Origin of the sequence: Methylibium sp. Root1272, from assembly GCF_001425905.1 — a bacterium.
GTDB lineage: Bacteria > Pseudomonadota > Gammaproteobacteria > Burkholderiales > Burkholderiaceae_C > Methylibium.
The window spans coordinates 1-16,754 of sequence record NZ_LMDY01000007.1; the positions used below are offsets into that span (position 1 = coordinate 1).

Sequence of the window (16,754 nt, forward strand, 5' to 3'; positions counted from 1 at the left end):
CGTGATCGCCGCCGTCAGCGTCGTCTTCCCATGGTCCACGTGTCCAATCGTCCCAACGTTCACGTGCGGCTTGGTCCGCTCAAATTTGCTCTTAGCCATTTCAGGATCTCCAGATAAAGAACAGTGCCAGTGTTCGGTTTAAGGTCTCCGGCGGGGAGCGGATTCACCTGCCACTGGCAGCAGGCGGCACCCCACCGAAGACCGGCTGGTTTTCTCGGCGCCGGGTTACTTCGCGCGCGACGTGATGATCGCGTCGGCCACGTTCTTGGGCGCTTCGCTGTAGTGCTTGAACTCCATCGTGTACGTGGCACGGCCCTGAGACATCGAGCGCAGCGTGGTCGAGTAGCCGAACATCTCCGACAGCGGCACCTCGGCCTTGATGGTCTTGCCGCCGCCGGGCATGTCGTCCATGCCCTGCACCATGCCGCGACGGGACGACAGGTCGCCCATCACGTTGCCGGCGTAATCTTCCGGCGTCTCGACTTCCACGGCCATCATCGGCTCGAGGATGACCGGCGAGGCCTTGCGGCAGCCGTCCTTGAAGCCCAGCGACGCGGCCATCTTGAAGGCGTTCTCGTTCGAGTCCACCTCGTGGTACGACCCGAAGGTCAGCGTGACCTTCACGTCCACGACCGGGAAGCCCGCGAGCACGCCGTTCGGCAGAGAGTCTTCGACGCCCTTCTTGACGGCCGGGATGAACTCGCGCGGCACCACACCACCCTTGATGGCGTCGACGAACTCGAAACCCTTGCCCGGCTCCTGCGGCTCGATCTTCAGCACGACGTGACCGTACTGGCCCTTGCCGCCCGACTGGCGCACGAACTTGCCTTCGATGTCCGACACCGCCTTGCGGATGGTTTCGCGGTAGGCGACCTGCGGCTTGCCGACATTGGCCTCCACGCCGAACTCGCGCTTCATGCGGTCGACGATGATTTCCAGGTGCAATTCGCCCATGCCGGAGATGATGGTCTGGCCGGACTCTTCATCGGTGCGCACGCGGAACGACGGGTCTTCCTGGGCCAGACGGCCCAGGGCGATGCCCATCTTCTCCTGGTCGGCCTTGGTCTTCGGTTCGACGGCCTGCGAGATCACCGGCTCGGGGAAGATCATCTTCTCGAGCGTGATGATCGCGTCCGGATCGCACAGCGTCTCGCCCGTGGTCACTTCTTTCAGGCCCACGCAGGCGGCGATGTCGCCGGCCAGGATCTCCTTGATCTCTTCACGCTGGTTGGCGTGCATCTGCAGGATCCGGCCGATGCGCTCCTTCTTGCCGCGGATCGGGTTGTAGACCGAGTCGCCCGACTTCAGCACACCCGAGTAGACGCGCACGAAGGTGAGCTGACCGACGTAGGGGTCAGTCATCAGCTTGAAGGCCAGCGCGGCGAACTTCTCGTCATCGGCCGCACGACGCACCACTTCCTTGTCGTCGTCATCGTGGCCGGGGACCGGCGGGATGTCGATCGGCGAAGGCATGAAGTCGATCACGCCGTCGAGCATGCGCTGCACGCCCTTGTTCTTGAAGGCCGTGCCGCAGAACATCGGCTGAATCTCGGCGGCGATCGTGCGCGTGCGGATGCCGAACTTGATCTCCGCCTCGGTCAGTTCGCCCGATTCGAGATACTTGTTCATCAGCTCTTCACTGGCCTCGGCCGCGGCCTCGACCATGTTCTCGCGCCACTTCTGCGCCTCGGCCTGCAGATCCGCGGGAATCTCTTCGTAGTTGAACTTCATGCCCTGAGAGGCCTCGTCCCAGATGATCGCCTTCATCTTGATGAGGTCGATCACGCCGGTGAAGTTCTCCTCGGCGCCGATCGGCAGCACGATGGGCACGGGGTTCGCCTTCAGGCGCACCTTCATCTGGTCGTAGACCTTGTAGAAGTTCGCGCCGGTGCGGTCCATCTTGTTGACGAACGCCAGACGCGGCACCTTGTACTTGTTGGCCTGCCGCCAGACGGTCTCCGACTGCGGCTGCACACCGCCCACGGCGCAGTACACCATGCAGGCGCCGTCGAGCACGCGCATCGAGCGCTCCACCTCGATGGTGAAGTCGACGTGCCCCGGGGTGTCGATGATGTTGATGCGGTGCTCGGGAAAGGCCAGTTCCATGCCCTTCCAGAAGCAGGTGGTGGCGGCCGACGTGATCGTGATGCCGCGCTCCTGCTCCTGCTCCATCCAGTCCATGGTCGCCGCACCATCATGCACTTCACCGATCTTGTGGTTCACACCGGTGTAGAACAGGATGCGCTCGGTGGTCGTGGTCTTGCCGGCATCGATGTGCGCAGAGATACCGATGTTGCGGTAGCGCTCGATGGGGGTCTTGCGGGCCATGGTGTGACTCCAAATACAGGGGCCGCTCGCGGGTTCGTATAAACCCGAAGAGCGGCCGGGGACCAAAAAGATGCTTAGAAGCGGAAGTGCGAGAACGCCTTGTTGGCTTCGGCCATGCGGTGCACTTCGTCGCGCTTCTTCATCGCGCCGCCACGGCCTTCCGAAGCCTCCAGCAGTTCATTCGCGAGACGCTGGGCCATCGACTTCTCGCTGCGCTTGCGGGCCGACTCCTTGAGCCAGCGCATCGCCAGTGCCATGCGGCGGACGGGGCGAACTTCCACGGGAACTTGGTAGTTCGCACCGCCGACGCGGCGGGACTTCACTTCGACCATCGGCTTCACGTTGTTCAGCGCGGTGATGAAGACTTCGAGCGGGTCACGGTTGGCCTTCTTCTCGACGGTCTCGAGGGCGCCGTAGATGATGCGCTCGGCCACGGCTTTCTTGCCGGACTCCATGATCACGTTCATGAACTTCGAGAGATCGACGTTGCCGAACTTCGGGTCCGGCAGGATCTCGCGCTTGGGTACTTCGCGACGACGGGGCATTGCTCTTCCTTCTGTGCTTCAGTCGGCGCCCTTCGGGCGCCTCGGGCAGCCACACGCTCGGGCCACCCACTTACTCGACCCGCCGGCGGCGGGCCATCCGATGCCGGCCTTGCGGCCGACTGTCCTGTTGACGCAGTCTTACGCCTTCTTCGGGCGCTTCGCGCCGTACTTGGAGCGCGACTGCTTGCGATCCTTCACGCCTTGCAGGTCGAGCGAGCCGCGCACGATGTGATAGCGCACGCCCGGCAAGTCCTTGACCCGGCCGCCGCGCACGAGCACCACACTGTGCTCTTGCAGGTTGTGGCCTTCACCGCCGATATACGAGATGACCTCGAAACCGTTGGTCAGGCGCACCTTGGCGACCTTCCGGAGCGCCGAATTCGGCTTCTTGGGCGTGGTGGTGTAGACGCGCGTGCAGACGCCCCGGCGCTGCGGGCCGCCCTGCATCGCAGGCGACTTCGACTTCGTGACCTCGGTCTGGCGACCGTGGCGCACGAGCTGGTTGATGGTTGGCATGGGTAACTTGTTCCCGTTTGAAGTTACTGGTTCAGGTCTTCCGGTGTCATGCGCGACGCCTCCAGACGGAACCAACCCGGGACGCACGCTGGGCCCTCGAGCGAGGACGGTTCAGGAAGCGCGGTACAGGTCGCCCAGCAAAGAGCGCAGCAGAATCTGCCGAAAAGCCTAACAGTATATTCGTGTCGCCCATCGCCCGCAAGCAAGAGGCCGTCGCCAGCCGTGGGCTCCTTACCGTCTCTTCCCATGACAACAGCCCCTCCACCCAGCGCGGTCATCGACACCAATGCGCTCCTCGACTGGCTGGTCTTCCAGGATCCGGCCGCGACCTTCGGCCGGGCGGTCGAGCGCGGCGCCCTCCGCTGGATCGCGACTCCGGCGATGCTGCTCGAGCACCGACGGCTGTTCGCGAGCAGCAGCCTGAGCACCTGGTCTCCGGACGCCGCTCGACTCGAGGCGGCCTGGGGCCGCTGGGCCTACGTCGATACCGATGCCGTCCCCGGCAGCCCGCTGCGCTGCACGGATGCCGACGACCAGATGTTCATCGATCTCGCACTGGCACGCCGAACCACCTGGCTGTTGACCCGAGATCGGGCGCTGCTGAAACTTCGCAAGCGCGCGGCTTCGAGCGGTGTGCGTGTACTTACACCACTCGACTGGCAGCTGAGCAGTGGCGAAGGGGTCGACGCCATGTCCTCCCAGTCCGGCAGCCAGACCAGATCGCGTCGCCCATGAAAAAGGGCGGCCGAAGCCGCCCTGCCAGTCGCCGCTCCGCTGCACTCACTGCGGCGGCGGCGTCTCCTCGCCAGCCACCTCGGCCGTTCCCGCGGGCGTTAGCAGCGCCAGTTCCTCCGCTTCCTGCAGCGCGATGGAGCGGCGCTCGGCGTCGTCCATCTCTTCCTTGGCCTTGCGGGCCCGGTGGAAGGCGAGGCCGGTACCAGCCGGGATCAGCCGGCCGACGATGACGTTCTCCTTCAGACCACGGAGTTCGTCGCGCTTGCCCATGATCGCCGCTTCGGTCAGCACGCGCGTGGTTTCCTGGAAAGAAGCCGCCGAGATGAACGAGTCGGTCGACAACGAGGCCTTGGTGATGCCCAGCAGCACGTCGGCGTGCGTCGCGATCATCTTGCCGTCGGCCCGCATCCTGTCGTTGGTGTCCAGCATCGAGGCACGCTCGACCTGTTCACCCAGGATGTAGTGCGTATCGCCCGGGTTGACGATCTGCACGCGGCGCAGCATCTGGCGAACGATCACCTCGATGTGCTTGTCGTTGATCTTCACGCCCTGCAGACGGTAGACGTCCTGCACCTCGTCGACGATGTAGCGCGCCAGTTCCTCGATGCCCAGCAGGCGCAGGATGTCCTGCGGATCGGCCGGACCGTCGACGATGGACTCACCCTTGTTGACCACCTGGCCTTCGTGCACCAGGATGTTCTTCTCCTTCGGCACCAGCTCTTCGTAGACCTTGCCGTCCGGATCGGTGATCTGCAGACGCACCTTGCCCTTGGTCTCCTTGCCGAACGACACGGTACCGGTCATCTCGGCCAGCGTGCCCTTGTCCTTGGGCGTGCGGGCCTCGAACAGCTCGGCCACCCGCGGCAGACCGCCGGTGATGTCGCGCGTCTTCTGGCCTTCGACCGGGATGCGCGCCAGCACTTCGCCGGGGGCGAGGTCCTGGCCGTCGCGGATCTGCACCAGCGAGCCGATCGGGAAGCCGATCGTCACCGAGTGGTCGGTGCCGGGGATCTTGACTTCGTTGCCGGCCGCATCGAGCAGCTTCACCTGCGGACGCACCACCTTGGCCGCACCACGGCGCTTCGGATCGATGACCACCAGCGTCGACAGACCCGTCACCTCGTCCACCTGCTTGGCGACGGTGACGCCTTCCTCGACGTTCTCGAACTTCGCCTTGCCGGCGAACTCGGTGATGATCGGGCGGGTCAGCGGATCCCAGTTGGCCAGCACGGTGCCGGCCTTGACCTGCTGGTCGGCCTTGATGTTGAGCGTCGCGCCGTAAGGCACCTTGTGACGCTCGCGTTCGCGGCCGTGCTGGTCGGAGATGATGATCTCGCCGGAACGCGAGATCACCACCAGTTCGCCCTTGCCGTTGGTCACGTAGCGCATCGTCGCGTTGAAGCCGATGTGACCATCGGACTTCGCCTCGACACTGGACGCCACCGCCGCACGCGACGCCGCTCCCCCGATGTGGAAGGTGCGCATCGTCAGCTGCGTGCCGGGTTCGCCGATCGACTGCGCGGCGATGACACCCACCGCCTCGCCGGAGTTCACCAGGCCACCGCGACCCAGGTCGCGGCCGTAGCACTTGGCGCACAGGCCGAAGCGCGTGTGGCAGGTCAGCGGCGTGCGAACCTTCACCTCGTCGACCGCGGCCGCCTCGACGATGTCGAGCGTGTCCTCGTCGAGCATCAGGCCGGCCGGGACCACCACCTGTTGGGTCTCCGGGTGCAGCACGTCGATGGCCGTCACGCGGCCGAGGATGCGGTCGCGCAGCGACTCGATGACCTCGCCGCCCTCGACCAGCGCGCGCATCGCGATACCGGCGTCGGTGCCGCAATCGTCCTCGATCACCACCAGATCCTGGGTCACGTCGACCAGGCGGCGCGTCAGGTAGCCGGAGTTCGCGGTCTTCAGCGCCGTGTCCGCCAGGCCCTTGCGGGCGCCGTGGGTGGAGATGAAGTACTGCAGCACGTTCAGGCCTTCACGGAAGTTCGCCGTGATGGGCGTCTCGATGATCGAGCCGTCCGGCTTGGCCATCAGGCCCCGCATGCCCGCCAGCTGGCGGATCTGCGCGGCCGAACCGCGCGCACCGGAGTCGGCCATCATGTAGATGGAGTTGAACGACTCCTGGTCGACTTCCTTGCCGTGGCGGTCGATGACCTTCTGCTTGGCCAGCTGGCTCATCATGACCTTGCCGACTTCGTCGCCGGTCTTGCCCCAGATGTCCACGACCTTGTTGTAGCGCTCGCCGGCCGTCACCAGACCCGAGACGTACTGCTGCTCGATCTCCTTGACTTCCTTCTCGGCGCGCTCGATCAGGCCCGGCTTCTCCTTCGGCACCAGCATGTCGTCGATCGAGATCGAGATGCCGGCGCGCGTGGCCAGACGGAAGCCACTCTGCAGCAGCTTGTCAGCCAGGACCACCGTCTCCTTCAGGCCGCACTTGCGGAACGACGTGTTGATCAGGCGCGAGATTTCCTTCTTCTTCAGCGCCTTGTTGATGTTCGAGAACGGCAGCCCCTTGGGCAGAATCTCGGACAGCAGCGCGCGGCCGACCGTCGTGTCCACCAGCTTGGTCTCGGACGTAAATTCACCCGTTTCCTTGTCCTTGGTCCACTCGGTCAGGCGCACGGCGATCTTGGCGGTGATCTCCACCTGGGCGTTGTCGAGCGCACGCTGCACCTCTACCACGTCGGCGAAGATCAGGCCCTCGCCCTTGGCATTGATGCGGTCGCGAGTCGCGTAGTACAGGCCCAGCACCACGTCCTGCGACGGCACGATCGACGGTTCGCCGTTGGCCGGGAACAGCACGTTGTTGGAGGCCAGCATCAACGTGCGGGCTTCCATCTGCGCCTCGATCGACAGCGGCACGTGGACGGCCATCTGGTCGCCGTCGAAGTCGGCGTTGAACGCCGCGCAGACCAGCGGATGCAACTGGATCGCCTTGCCTTCGATCAGCACCGGCTCGAAGGCCTGGATGCCCAGGCGGTGCAGCGTCGGCGCACGGTTCAGCATGACCGGGTGCTCCTTGATGACTTCTTCAAGGATGTCCCACACCACCGGCGTGCCCGATTCCACTTCCTTCTTCGCCGCCTTGATGGTGGTGGCGATGCCCATGGCTTCCAGGCGCGAGAAGATGAAGGGCTTGAACAGCTCGAGCGCCATCAGCTTGGGCAGGCCGCACTGGTGCAGCTTGAGCGTCGGGCCCACCACGATGACCGAACGGCCCGAGTAGTCGACGCGCTTGCCCAGCAGGTTCTGGCGGAAGCGGCCGCTCTTGCCCTTGATCATGTCGGCCAGCGACTTCAGCGCGCGCTTGTTCGCGCCCGTCATCGCCTTGCCGCGACGGCCGTTGTCCAGCAGCGAGTCGACCGCTTCCTGCAGCATGCGCTTCTCGTTGCGCACGATGATCTCGGGAGCCTTCAGCTCGAGCAGGCGCGCGAGTCGGTTGTTGCGGTTGATGACGCGGCGGTACAGATCGTTCAGGTCGGAAGTGGCGAAACGCCCGCCATCCAGCGGCACCAGCGGACGCAGGTCCGGCGGCAGCACGGGCAGCACGTTCATCACCATCCACTGCGGCTTGATGCCCGACTTCTTGAAGGCCTCCATCACCTTCAGGCGACGCGAGTTCTTCTTGACCTTCAGTTCGGAGCCGGTCATGTCGCCGCGCAGGCGCTCGATCTCGACGTCGAGGTCGATCTCGGCCAGCAGCTTCTGGATGCCCTCGGCACCCATCAGCGCGACGAACTCGTCGCCGTGCTGCTGCTTCTTTGCGTCGTAGTCGTCCTCGGTCATGATCGAGAACTTCTTCAGCTCGGTCATGCCCGGGTCGACCACCACGTAGGCTTCGAAGTAAAGCACGCGCTCGATGTCGCGCAGCGTCATGTCGAGCACCAGGCCCAGGCGCGACGGCAGCGACTTCAGGAACCAGATGTGCGCGCACGGCGCCGCCAGGTCGATGTGACCCATGCGATCACGGCGCACCTTGGTCTGCGTGACCTCGACGCCGCACTTCTCGCAGATCACGCCACGGTGCTTGAGGCGCTTGTACTTGCCGCACAGGCATTCGTAGTCCTTGATCGGGCCGAAGATCTTGGCGCAGAACAGGCCGTCACGTTCCGGCTTGAAGGTGCGGTAGTTGATGGTCTCGGGCTTCTTCACCTCGCCGAACGACCAGCTCCGGATCTTCTCCGGGGACGCCAGGCCGATCTTGATGGCATCGAAATGCTCATCCGGGGTGAACTGCTTGAAAAGGTCGAGTAGTCCCTTCATGCATCTTCTCCTTTAGTTGCGCTCGAGCTCGATGTCGATGCCGAGCGAACGAATTTCCTTCACCAGCACGTTGAACGATTCCGGCATGCCGGCCTCGATCGCGTGCTCGCCCTTGACGATGCTTTCGTACACCTTGGTGCGGCCGTTCACGTCGTCCGACTTCACGGTCAGCATTTCCTGCAGCACGTAGCTCGCGCCATAGGCTTCCAGCGCCCAGACTTCCATTTCGCCGAAGCGCTGGCCGCCGAACTGCGCCTTGCCGCCCAGCGGCTGCTGCGTGACCAGGCTGTACGGGCCGGTGGAGCGGGCGTGCATCTTGTCGTCGACCAGGTGGTGCAACTTCAGCACGTGCATGTAGCCCACCGTGACCGGCCGCTCGAAGGCGTCGCCGGTGCGGCCGTCGTGCAGCGTGGCCTGAGTGCGGGTCGCGTTGAGGCCCTTGGTCGCGGCGATCTCCTCGGGGTAGGCGAGGTGCATCATCGCGCGAATCTCTTCCTCGGTGGCACCGTCGAACACCGGCGTCGCGAACGGCACGCCCTGCGCGAGGTTGGTCGCCATCTCGGTGATCTCGGCGTCGCTGAGCCCGTTCAGGTTCTCCGACTTGCCGCCCGACTTGTTGTACAGCTCGTCGAGGAACTTGCGCAGGTCGGCCAGCTTCGACTCCTGCTGCAGCATGTCGCCGATGCGCTGGCCGATGCCCTTGGCGGCCCAGCCCAGATGCACTTCCAGCACCTGACCGACGTTCATCCGCGAGGGCACGCCCAGCGGATTGAGGACGATGTCGCACGGCGTGCCGTCGGCCATGTAGGGCATGTCCTCGACCGGCACGATCTTGGAGACCACGCCCTTGTTGCCGTGACGGCCGGCCATCTTGTCGCCCGGCTGCAGGCGGCGCTTGACGGCCAGGTAGACCTTGACCATCTTCAGCACGCCCGCCGGCAGTTCGTCGCCCTGCGTCAGCTTCTTGCGCTTCTCCTCGAAGGCGAGGTCGAAGCTGTGGCGCGTCTGCTCGAGCGAGTTCTTGATCGACTCGAGCTGGTTGGCGACGTCGTCGTCGGCCGGGCGGATGTCGAACCAGTGGTACTTGTCGACGCTGGCCAGGTAGGCCTTGTCGATCGGCGTGCCCTTGGCGAGCTTGTTCGGACCGCCGTTGGCGGTCTTGCCGGACAGCAGCTTCTCGATCCGGTCGAAGGCGTCGGCCTCGACGATGCGCAGCTGGTCGTTCAGGTCCAGACGGAAGCGCTTGAGCTCGTCGTCGATGATCTGCTGGGCGCGCTTGTCGCGCTGGATGCCTTCGCGGGTGAACACCTGCACGTCGATCACGGTGCCGTTGGTGCCCTGGTCCACGCGCAGCGAGGTGTCCTTCACGTCGGACGCCTTCTCGCCGAAGATCGCGCGCAGCAGCTTCTCTTCCGGCGTCAGCGTGGTCTCGCCCTTGGGCGTGACCTTGCCGACCAGCACGTCACCCGGGTTCACCTCGGCACCGATGTAGACGATGCCCGACTCGTCGAGCCGGCCGAGCTGCTGCTCGGACAGGTTCGGGATGTCGCGGGTGATTTCCTCCGAGCCCAGCTTGGTGTCGCGCGCCATCACCACCAGTTCCTCGATATGGATCGAGGTGTAGCGGTCCTCGGCGACCACGCGTTCGGAGATCAGGATCGAGTCTTCGAAGTTGTAGCCGTTCCAGGGCATGAACGCCACCAGCATGTTCTGGCCGAGCGCCAGTTCGCCGATGTCGGTCGATGCGCCGTCGGCGATCACGTCGCCGGCGCCCACCTGGTCACCGCGCTGGACGATCGGGCGCTGGTGGATGTTGGTGTTCTGGTTCGAGCGCTGGTACTTGATCAGGTTGTAGATGTCGACGCCGACCTCGCCCGCCACCGTTTCTGCGTCGTTGACGCGGATCACGATGCGGTTGGTGTCGATGTAGTCGACCACGCCGCCGCGCTTGGCGGTGACGACCGTGCCCGAATCGACTGCCGAGACGCGCTCGACGCCGGTGCCGACGAAGGCCTTCTCCGGGCGCAGCACCGGCACGGCCTGGCGCTGCATGTTCGCGCCCATCAGCGCGCGGTTCGCATCGTCGTGCTCGAGGAAAGGCACCAGCGAGGCGGCCACCGAGACGATCTGCGTCGGCGCCACGTCCATGTACTGGATGCGCTCCGGCGAGGTCAGCACCGACTCGCCGCTCTCGCGGGCCGACACCAGCTCGTCGATCAGCTTGCCGTCCTTGTCGAGGCCGGCGTTCGCCTGCGCGATGACGTACTTGCCTTCCTCGATGGCCGACAGGTAGTCGATCTGGTCGGTGACCTTGCTGTCGATCACACGACGGTAGGGCGTCTCGAGGAAGCCGTACTCGTTGAGCTGCGCGTACAGCGCCAGCGAATTGATCAGGCCGATGTTCGGGCCTTCCGGGGTCTCGATCGGGCAGACGCGGCCGTAGTGGGTCGGATGCACGTCGCGCACCTCGAAGCCGGCACGCTCACGGGTCAGGCCGCCCGGGCCCAGGGCCGAGACGCGACGCTTGTGCGTGATCTCGGACAGCGGGTTGGTCTGGTCCATGAACTGCGACAGCTGGCTTGCCCCGAAGAACTCCTTCAGCGCCGCGGAGATCGGCTTGGAGTTGATCAGGTCGTGCGGCATCAACGCTTCGGTCTCGGCCTGGCCGAGACGCTCCTTCACGGCCTTCTCGATGCGGGCGAGGCCCGAGCGGTACTGGTTCTCGGCCAGTTCGCCGACGCAACGCACACGACGGTTGCCGAGGTGATCGATGTCGTCGACCTCGCCGCGGCCGTTGCGCAGCTCGACCAGGATCTTGACCACGTCGAGGATGTCGTCGTTGGCCAGCACCATGCGGCCTTCGGCGGTGTCACGCCCGACGCGGGCGTTGAACTTCATGCGGCCGACACGCGACAGGTCGTAGGTGTCCTCGCTGTAGAACAGGCGGTTGAACAGCGCCTGCACCGCGTCCTCGGTCGGCGGCTCGCCGGGGCGCATCATGCGGTAGATCGCCACACGAGCGGCCAGCTCGTCGGCGGTTTCGTCGCTGGCCAGCGTCTGCGAGATGTACGCGCCCATGTCGAGCTCGTTCGTGTACAGGCACTGGATGTCCTTGATGCCCGCCGTGCGCAGCTTCTTCAGCAGCGAGTCGGTCAGCTCGTCGTTGGCCTTCGCGACGATCTCGCCGGTGTCGGCGTCGACCATGTTCTTGGCCAGCACACGACCGACGAGGAAGTCTTCCGGCACGCTGATGAAGCTGGTGCCCGACGCCTCCAGCGCACGCGTGTGGCGCGCAGTGATGCGCTTGTCCTTCTCGACGATCACGGCGCCCGCCTTGTCGGTCAGGTCGAAGCGCGCGATCTCGCCGCGCAGCCGGTCGGCCACGAACTCCATCTGCGCGCCCGAATCCATCAGGCGGAAATTGTCGAACACGAAGAAGTTCGCGAGGATCTGCTCCGGGTTCAGGCCGATGGCCTTCAGCAGGATCGTCACCGGCATCTTGCGGCGGCGGTCGACGCGGAAGTACAGGATGTCCTTCGGGTCGAATTCGAAATCCAGCCACGAGCCGCGGTAGGGAATGATGCGCGCGCTGAACAACAGTTTGCCCGAGCTGTGGGTCTTGCCTTTGTCGTGCTCGAAGAACACGCCCGGCGAGCGGTGCAGCTGCGACACGATCACGCGCTCCGTGCCGTTGACGATGAACGAGCCGTAGTCGGTCATCAGGGGCACCTCGCCCATGTAGACCTCCTGCTCCTTGATCTCCTTGACCACCTTCGACTGCGAGGTCGAGGTTTCACGGTCATAGATGATCATCTGCAGCTTGGCGCGCACGGCGGCGGCGTAGGTCAGGCCGCGTTGCTGGCATTCCCGCGTGTCGAACGCGGGCTTGGCCATGTTGAACTCGATGTACTTCATCTCCACGAACCCGTTGTGCGAGACGATCGGGAAGGCGGAGAGGAAGGCGGCTTGCAAGCCCTCCGGTTTGCGCTTTTGGGGCGGCACGTCCTTCTGAAGGAAGGCGACGTAGGAATCCTTCTGCATCGTCAGCAGATAGGGCACGCCCAAGACGTTCTCGCGCTTTCCGAAACTCTTCCGGATGCGCTTGCGCTCGGTATAGCTGTAGGGGGTTGCTTGCGCCATTGATCACTCCGTGTCGAATGAGCACCGCCCGGCCTAGGCGACACTCTTTCGGCGACTGGCGACGCAGACCTTGCGTCTGCTGCTTGGTGGCTGGCCACTACCAGCCGCTGGCGGACAACCGGGGCATTGCACCCCAGCCCGACCAAACCGGTTCCCTGCAGTCGTTTCAGAGAACACTTGGAAACCCCCTCGCGGGAGGCTTCCAGGTGCTCACGGCCCTCGGAAAAACCCTCGATTATGACCTCGAGGGGCTTCCAGATACCCACCAAGGGCTAATTGGCAGGTTCGCGCCATGAAGCGCAAAAGGCTGGGGCCGATCCGGCACCCAGCCTCGTGCGCCGAGCCGAGTTACTTCAGCTCGGCCTTCGCGCCGGCTTCCACCAGCTTCTTGACGGCGGCTTCGGCATCGGCCTTGGCCACGGCTTCCTTCACGTTCTTCGGAGCGCCGTCGACCAGGTCCTTGGCTTCCTTCAGGCCCAGGCCCGTCAGTTCGCGCACGGCCTTGATGACCGACACCTTGTTCGCGCCGGCCTCGAGCAGCACGGCGTTGAACTCGGTCTTCTCCTCCACCGCAGCGGCGGCAGCACCGCCACCGCCGGCGGACGGGGCGGCCACGGCCGCGGCGGACACGCCGAACTTCTCTTCGATGGCCTTGACCAGGTCATTGAGTTCCAGCACGGAGATGGTGTCCAGTGCGGTCAGGAAAGCGTCTTTATCGAATGCCATTTTGGATTCCTCGAAACAGATAGGTTTGCGTTGATGCGATCGTCAGGCGGCCGGTGCGGCCTCGGCGGTCACCGCGGGTGCGGCGCCTTCGCCCTTCTTGTCGGCCACGGCCGCCAGTGCCCGCGCAAAGCGCGAGATCGGCGACTGCAGCAGGCCGGCGAGCTGGGTCAGCAGCACCTCCCTGCTCGGCACCGCTGCCAGCGCCTTGACGCCGGCAGCATCCAGTGCCTTGCCATTCAGGGCACCGCCCTTGACGACCAGCTTTTCGTTGGTCTTGGCGAAGTCCGCGATGACTTTGGCTGCTGCCACGGCGTCTTCGGAGAAGCCGTAGATCAGCGGGCCAGCCATGCTCTCGGCGGCCACTTCGAACGGCGTGCCGGCGACGGCGCGGCGAGCGAGCGTGTTCTTCAGCACGTGAAGATAAACGCCCTTCTCGCGCGCCTGCTTGCGCAGCGCGTTCAAGTGTTCCACCGTGAGTCCGCGGTACTCGGCCAGCGCCAGCGTCTGTGCCTTGGCCACCTGGGCCGACACCTGCGCCACGACGGCTTCTTTCTCGTTGCGATTCAGACTCAAGGTCCACTCCTTTGCTTATGCGCCCCGGGCCTTGCGGTCCGCGGCACCCACTTCAGCGACCTTCTGTCCAGGAACCCCGTCGATCACGAATCGCTTCGTCATCGACGGCCATACCCGTTCAGCGGGATCGCCATCTGCGTTGGCTTCGTCGCCGACCCTTCGGTCGACGCCTCATTTAGGCGGCTCGCACCGCACCAACGGTCTATGACGGCCCGTGCCGGATGGCCCCGAGAGGCTCACCGGCACGACCCACCAATTCAGCCGGGTCTCTCGCGTCAGACACTCGCGAAACCCTTGTTCGATAGATCAGCCCTGGGCGGCGGCGTTGATCGACGCCACGTCCACGCGCACGCCGACACCCATGGTCGACGACACCGCGACCTTGCGCAGGTAGATGCCCTTGCTGGTCGCCGGCTTGGCCTTGTTCAGCGCCTCGATCAGCGCCTGCAGGTTGCCCTTGAGCTTGTCGCCGTCGAATGAGCGGCGGCCCAGCGTCGTGTGGATGATCCCGGCCTTGTCGACGCGGAACTGCACCTGACCGGCCTTCGCGTTCTTCACGGCGGTGGCCACGTCGGGCGTCACGGTGCCGACCTTCGGATTCGGCATCAGGCCGCGCGGCCCCAGGATCTGGCCCAGCGTACCGACGATGCGCATCGTGTCCGGCGACGCGATCACGACGTCGAAGTTCAGGTTGCCGGCCTTGACCTGTTCGGCCAGGTCTTCCATGCCGACCACGTCGGCACCGGCGGCCTTGGCCTCCTCGGCCTTGGCGCCCTGGGCGAACACCGCGACGCGCTTGGTCTTGCCGGTGCCGTTGGGCAGCACGACGGCGCCACGCACGACCTGGTCGGACTTCTTGGCGTCGATGCCGAGTTGCACCGACACGTCGATCGATTCGTCGAACTTCGCGGTCGCGCAGTCACGCACGATCTTGAAGGCGTCGTCGATCGCGTACAGCTTCAGGCTGTCGACCTTGCCCTCGAGGGCCTTCTGGCGTTTGGTGAGCTTGGCCATGTCAGACACCCTCCGTCGTGACGCCCATCGAGCGGGCCGTGCCCGCGATGGTGCGGACCGCTGCGTCCAGGTCGGACGCCGTCAGATCCTTGGTCTTGGTCTTGGCGATCTCCTCGAGCTGCGCCCGGGTGATCTTGCCGACCTTGTCGGTATGCGGCTTGGCCGATCCCTTGTCGAGCTTGATCGCCTTCTTGATCAGCACCGTGGCGGGCGGCGACTTCAGCACGAAGGTGAAGCTCTTGTCCGCGAACGCCGTGATCACGACCGGCAGCACGAGGCCGGGTTCCATCGACTGGGTCTGGGCGTTGAACGCCTTGCAGAACTCCATGATGTTGAGGCCGCGCTGACCCAGCGCGGGACCGATCGGGGGCGACGGATTCGCCTTCCCGGCCGGGATTTGCAGCTTGATGAAGCCGACAATCTTCTTGGCCATGTGTTTCTCCTAGAACCCCCTTCGCGGCCTGCGATGGAGGTTGAGTGCAAACGCCAGGGACTGGCTACCCGGGCTCCTCACACCGATGTCACGTCACCGGCAGCAACGGATGGCGTCTGGCGCCTGCCTTGCGGCGCGCCGCCCCGCCATCGGGGCTGAATTCATCAGACCTTCTCGACCTCGTGGAAATCCAGTTCCACCGGCGTCGAGCGGCCGAAGATGGTGACCGAGACTCGCACCTTCGACTTGTCGTAGTTGACTTCCTCGATCGCGCCGTTGAAATCGGTGAACGGGCCTTCCTTGACGCGCACCAGTTCGCCCACCTCCCACTCGACCTTGGGACGCGGCTTCTCGATGCCTTCCTGCATCTGGTGCACGATCTTCATCACCTCGGCCTCGGAGATCGGCGCCGGACGGTTCTTCGCGCCGCCGACGAAACCGGTGACCTTGGAGGTGTGCTTCACCAGATGCCAGGACTCATCGTCCATCAGCATCTCGACCAGCACGTAGCCGGGGAAGAAGCGGCGCTCGGTGACGGCCTTCTTGCCGTTCTTCATCTCGACCACTTCCTCGGTCGGGACGAGGATGCGGCCGAACTTCGCCTGCATGGCGGCGCGGTCGATGCGCTCGCGCAGGTTGCGCTCGACGGCCTTCTCCATGCCGGAGTAGGCATGCACCACGTACCAGCGCAGCGGATTGACCGGTGCGGTGTCGGTGGTGGCTGGGGTCTGGACTTCGCTCATGTTCAACCTCGCGCCTTTCAGCGCCTCCAACCCAGGATCAAGTCGTACAGCGCCCACTCGAGGGTCTTGTCGGTCAGCCACAGGAACAGCGCCATCACGAACACGAAGGCGAACACGTAGCCCGTCATCTGGATCGCTTCCTTGCGGCTCGGCCACACGACCTTGCGCAGTTCACGCACCGAGTCGCGGCCGAAGCCGGCCAGCGCCTTGCCCGGCTCGGCCGTGAAGAACACGGCCACGCCGGCAGCCATCAGCACCAGCAGCGCGACCACGCGCAGCCACAGGTCCTGCTTGCCGAGCAGGTAGAACGCGGCGACCGCGCCGACGACGAGCAAGCCCGCCGCAGCGAGCTTGGCCTTGTCAGCGCCGGTGGAAACGGTTTCGACGGTTGGGTTGTTCATCTTGCTTCGGTTCGATCACGATGCCGGCCCTTCAGCAGCAAGGCCCGCGGGGTCCGAGGACTCCCTGCGGGCCGCTGCGCGCCGGCATTTGCATTCGATTCGATCAGTGCCTGTCGGACTCCGGGTGGTGCGTGGCAGGGGCAGAGGGAATCGAACCCCCAACCTTCGGTTTTGGAGACCGACGCTCTGCCAATTGAGCTATACCCCTACGCAACCCTTGAAAATGATTACTCGATGATCTTGGCGACGACGCCTGCGCCGACGGTGCGGCCGCCCTCACGGATGGCGAAGCGCAGGCCTTCTTCCATCGCGATCGGGTTGATCA

At 64.8% G+C, this 16,754-nt stretch carries 13 protein-coding genes, 1 tRNA gene and 1 pseudogene; 1 reads left to right on the forward strand and 14 read right to left on the reverse strand.

Translation table 11 applies throughout. The annotated features are described in order from the left end of the window. From ASC67_RS05585 to rpsL, 4 genes are all read right to left on the reverse strand, one after another. On the reverse strand, positions 1-99 hold a 99-nt coding region (locus tag ASC67_RS05585), incomplete at its 3' end, for a GTP-binding protein (RefSeq protein ID WP_235566231.1). Between the two features lie 126 nt (positions 100-225). Then, on the reverse strand, positions 226-2,328 hold the full coding sequence (gene fusA / locus ASC67_RS05590) for an elongation factor G (protein ID WP_056316257.1): 2,103 nt from the start codon (positions 2,326-2,328) through the stop codon (positions 226-228). A 74-nt stretch (positions 2,329-2,402) separates the two neighbouring features. Then, entirely contained in the window at positions 2,403-2,873 is a 471-nt protein-coding gene (rpsG, locus tag ASC67_RS05595) for a 30S ribosomal protein S7 (protein ID WP_011831021.1), read from the reverse strand. A gap of 138 nt (positions 2,874-3,011) precedes the next feature. Then, positions 3,012-3,389, reverse strand: coding sequence for a 30S ribosomal protein S12 (gene rpsL / locus ASC67_RS05600; protein ID WP_011831022.1), 378 nt, complete (start codon positions 3,387-3,389; stop codon positions 3,012-3,014). Positions 3,390-3,635: 246 nt separating this feature from the next. On the opposite strand from rpsL, the gene ASC67_RS05605 reads away from it, so the two are divergent. After that, positions 3,636-4,124: a putative toxin-antitoxin system toxin component, PIN family gene (locus tag ASC67_RS05605; protein ID WP_056316259.1), complete on the forward strand. Its 489-nt coding sequence runs from the start codon at positions 3,636-3,638 to the stop codon at positions 4,122-4,124. 45 nt (positions 4,125-4,169) lie between these two features. Here the strand turns inward: ASC67_RS05605 and rpoC are convergent, their stop codons facing one another. The 10 genes and pseudogenes from rpoC to ASC67_RS20160 form a co-directional block, all read right to left on the reverse strand. Next, positions 4,170-8,399 carry a DNA-directed RNA polymerase subunit beta' gene (gene rpoC / locus ASC67_RS05610; RefSeq protein WP_056316264.1) on the reverse strand — a complete coding sequence of 1,410 codons (4,230 nt, stop codon included), beginning with the start codon at positions 8,397-8,399 and terminating at the stop codon, positions 4,170-4,172. A 12-nt stretch (positions 8,400-8,411) separates the two neighbouring features. Further along, positions 8,412-12,539, reverse strand: coding sequence for a DNA-directed RNA polymerase subunit beta (rpoB, locus tag ASC67_RS05615; RefSeq protein WP_056316268.1), 4,128 nt, complete (start codon positions 12,537-12,539; stop codon positions 8,412-8,414). Between the two features lie 348 nt (positions 12,540-12,887). Continuing rightward, on the reverse strand, positions 12,888-13,265 hold the full coding sequence (rplL, locus tag ASC67_RS05620) for a 50S ribosomal protein L7/L12 (protein WP_056316271.1): 378 nt from the start codon (positions 13,263-13,265) through the stop codon (positions 12,888-12,890). Between the two features lie 42 nt (positions 13,266-13,307). After that, positions 13,308-13,838 (reverse strand): 50S ribosomal protein L10, encoded by a 531-nt coding sequence (gene rplJ, locus ASC67_RS05625; RefSeq protein ID WP_056316272.1) that lies wholly within the window; start codon positions 13,836-13,838, stop codon positions 13,308-13,310. 306 nt (positions 13,839-14,144) lie between these two features. Next, positions 14,145-14,852 carry a 50S ribosomal protein L1 gene (rplA, locus tag ASC67_RS05630; protein ID WP_011831028.1) on the reverse strand — a complete coding sequence of 236 codons (708 nt, stop codon included), beginning with the start codon at positions 14,850-14,852 and terminating at the stop codon, positions 14,145-14,147. Between the two features lies 1 nt (position 14,853). Beyond that, the gene (gene rplK, locus ASC67_RS05635) at positions 14,854-15,285 is read right to left on the reverse strand and encodes a 50S ribosomal protein L11 (RefSeq protein ID WP_056316275.1); all 432 of its coding nucleotides are present in this window, start codon (positions 15,283-15,285) and stop codon (positions 14,854-14,856) included. Between the two features lie 164 nt (positions 15,286-15,449). Further along, on the reverse strand, positions 15,450-16,028 hold the full coding sequence (gene nusG / locus ASC67_RS05640) for a transcription termination/antitermination protein NusG (RefSeq protein WP_056316278.1): 579 nt from the start codon (positions 16,026-16,028) through the stop codon (positions 15,450-15,452). 17 nt (positions 16,029-16,045) lie between these two features. Continuing rightward, a complete protein-coding gene (secE, locus tag ASC67_RS05645; RefSeq protein WP_056316281.1) occupies positions 16,046-16,429 on the reverse strand; it encodes a preprotein translocase subunit SecE in 384 nt (127 codons plus the stop codon). Positions 16,430-16,561: 132 nt separating this feature from the next. Next, positions 16,562-16,637 (reverse strand) — tRNA-Trp (locus tag ASC67_RS05650). A 19-nt stretch (positions 16,638-16,656) separates the two neighbouring features. After that, positions 16,657-16,754: pseudogene (locus ASC67_RS20160) on the reverse strand (elongation factor Tu); the annotation flags it as partial.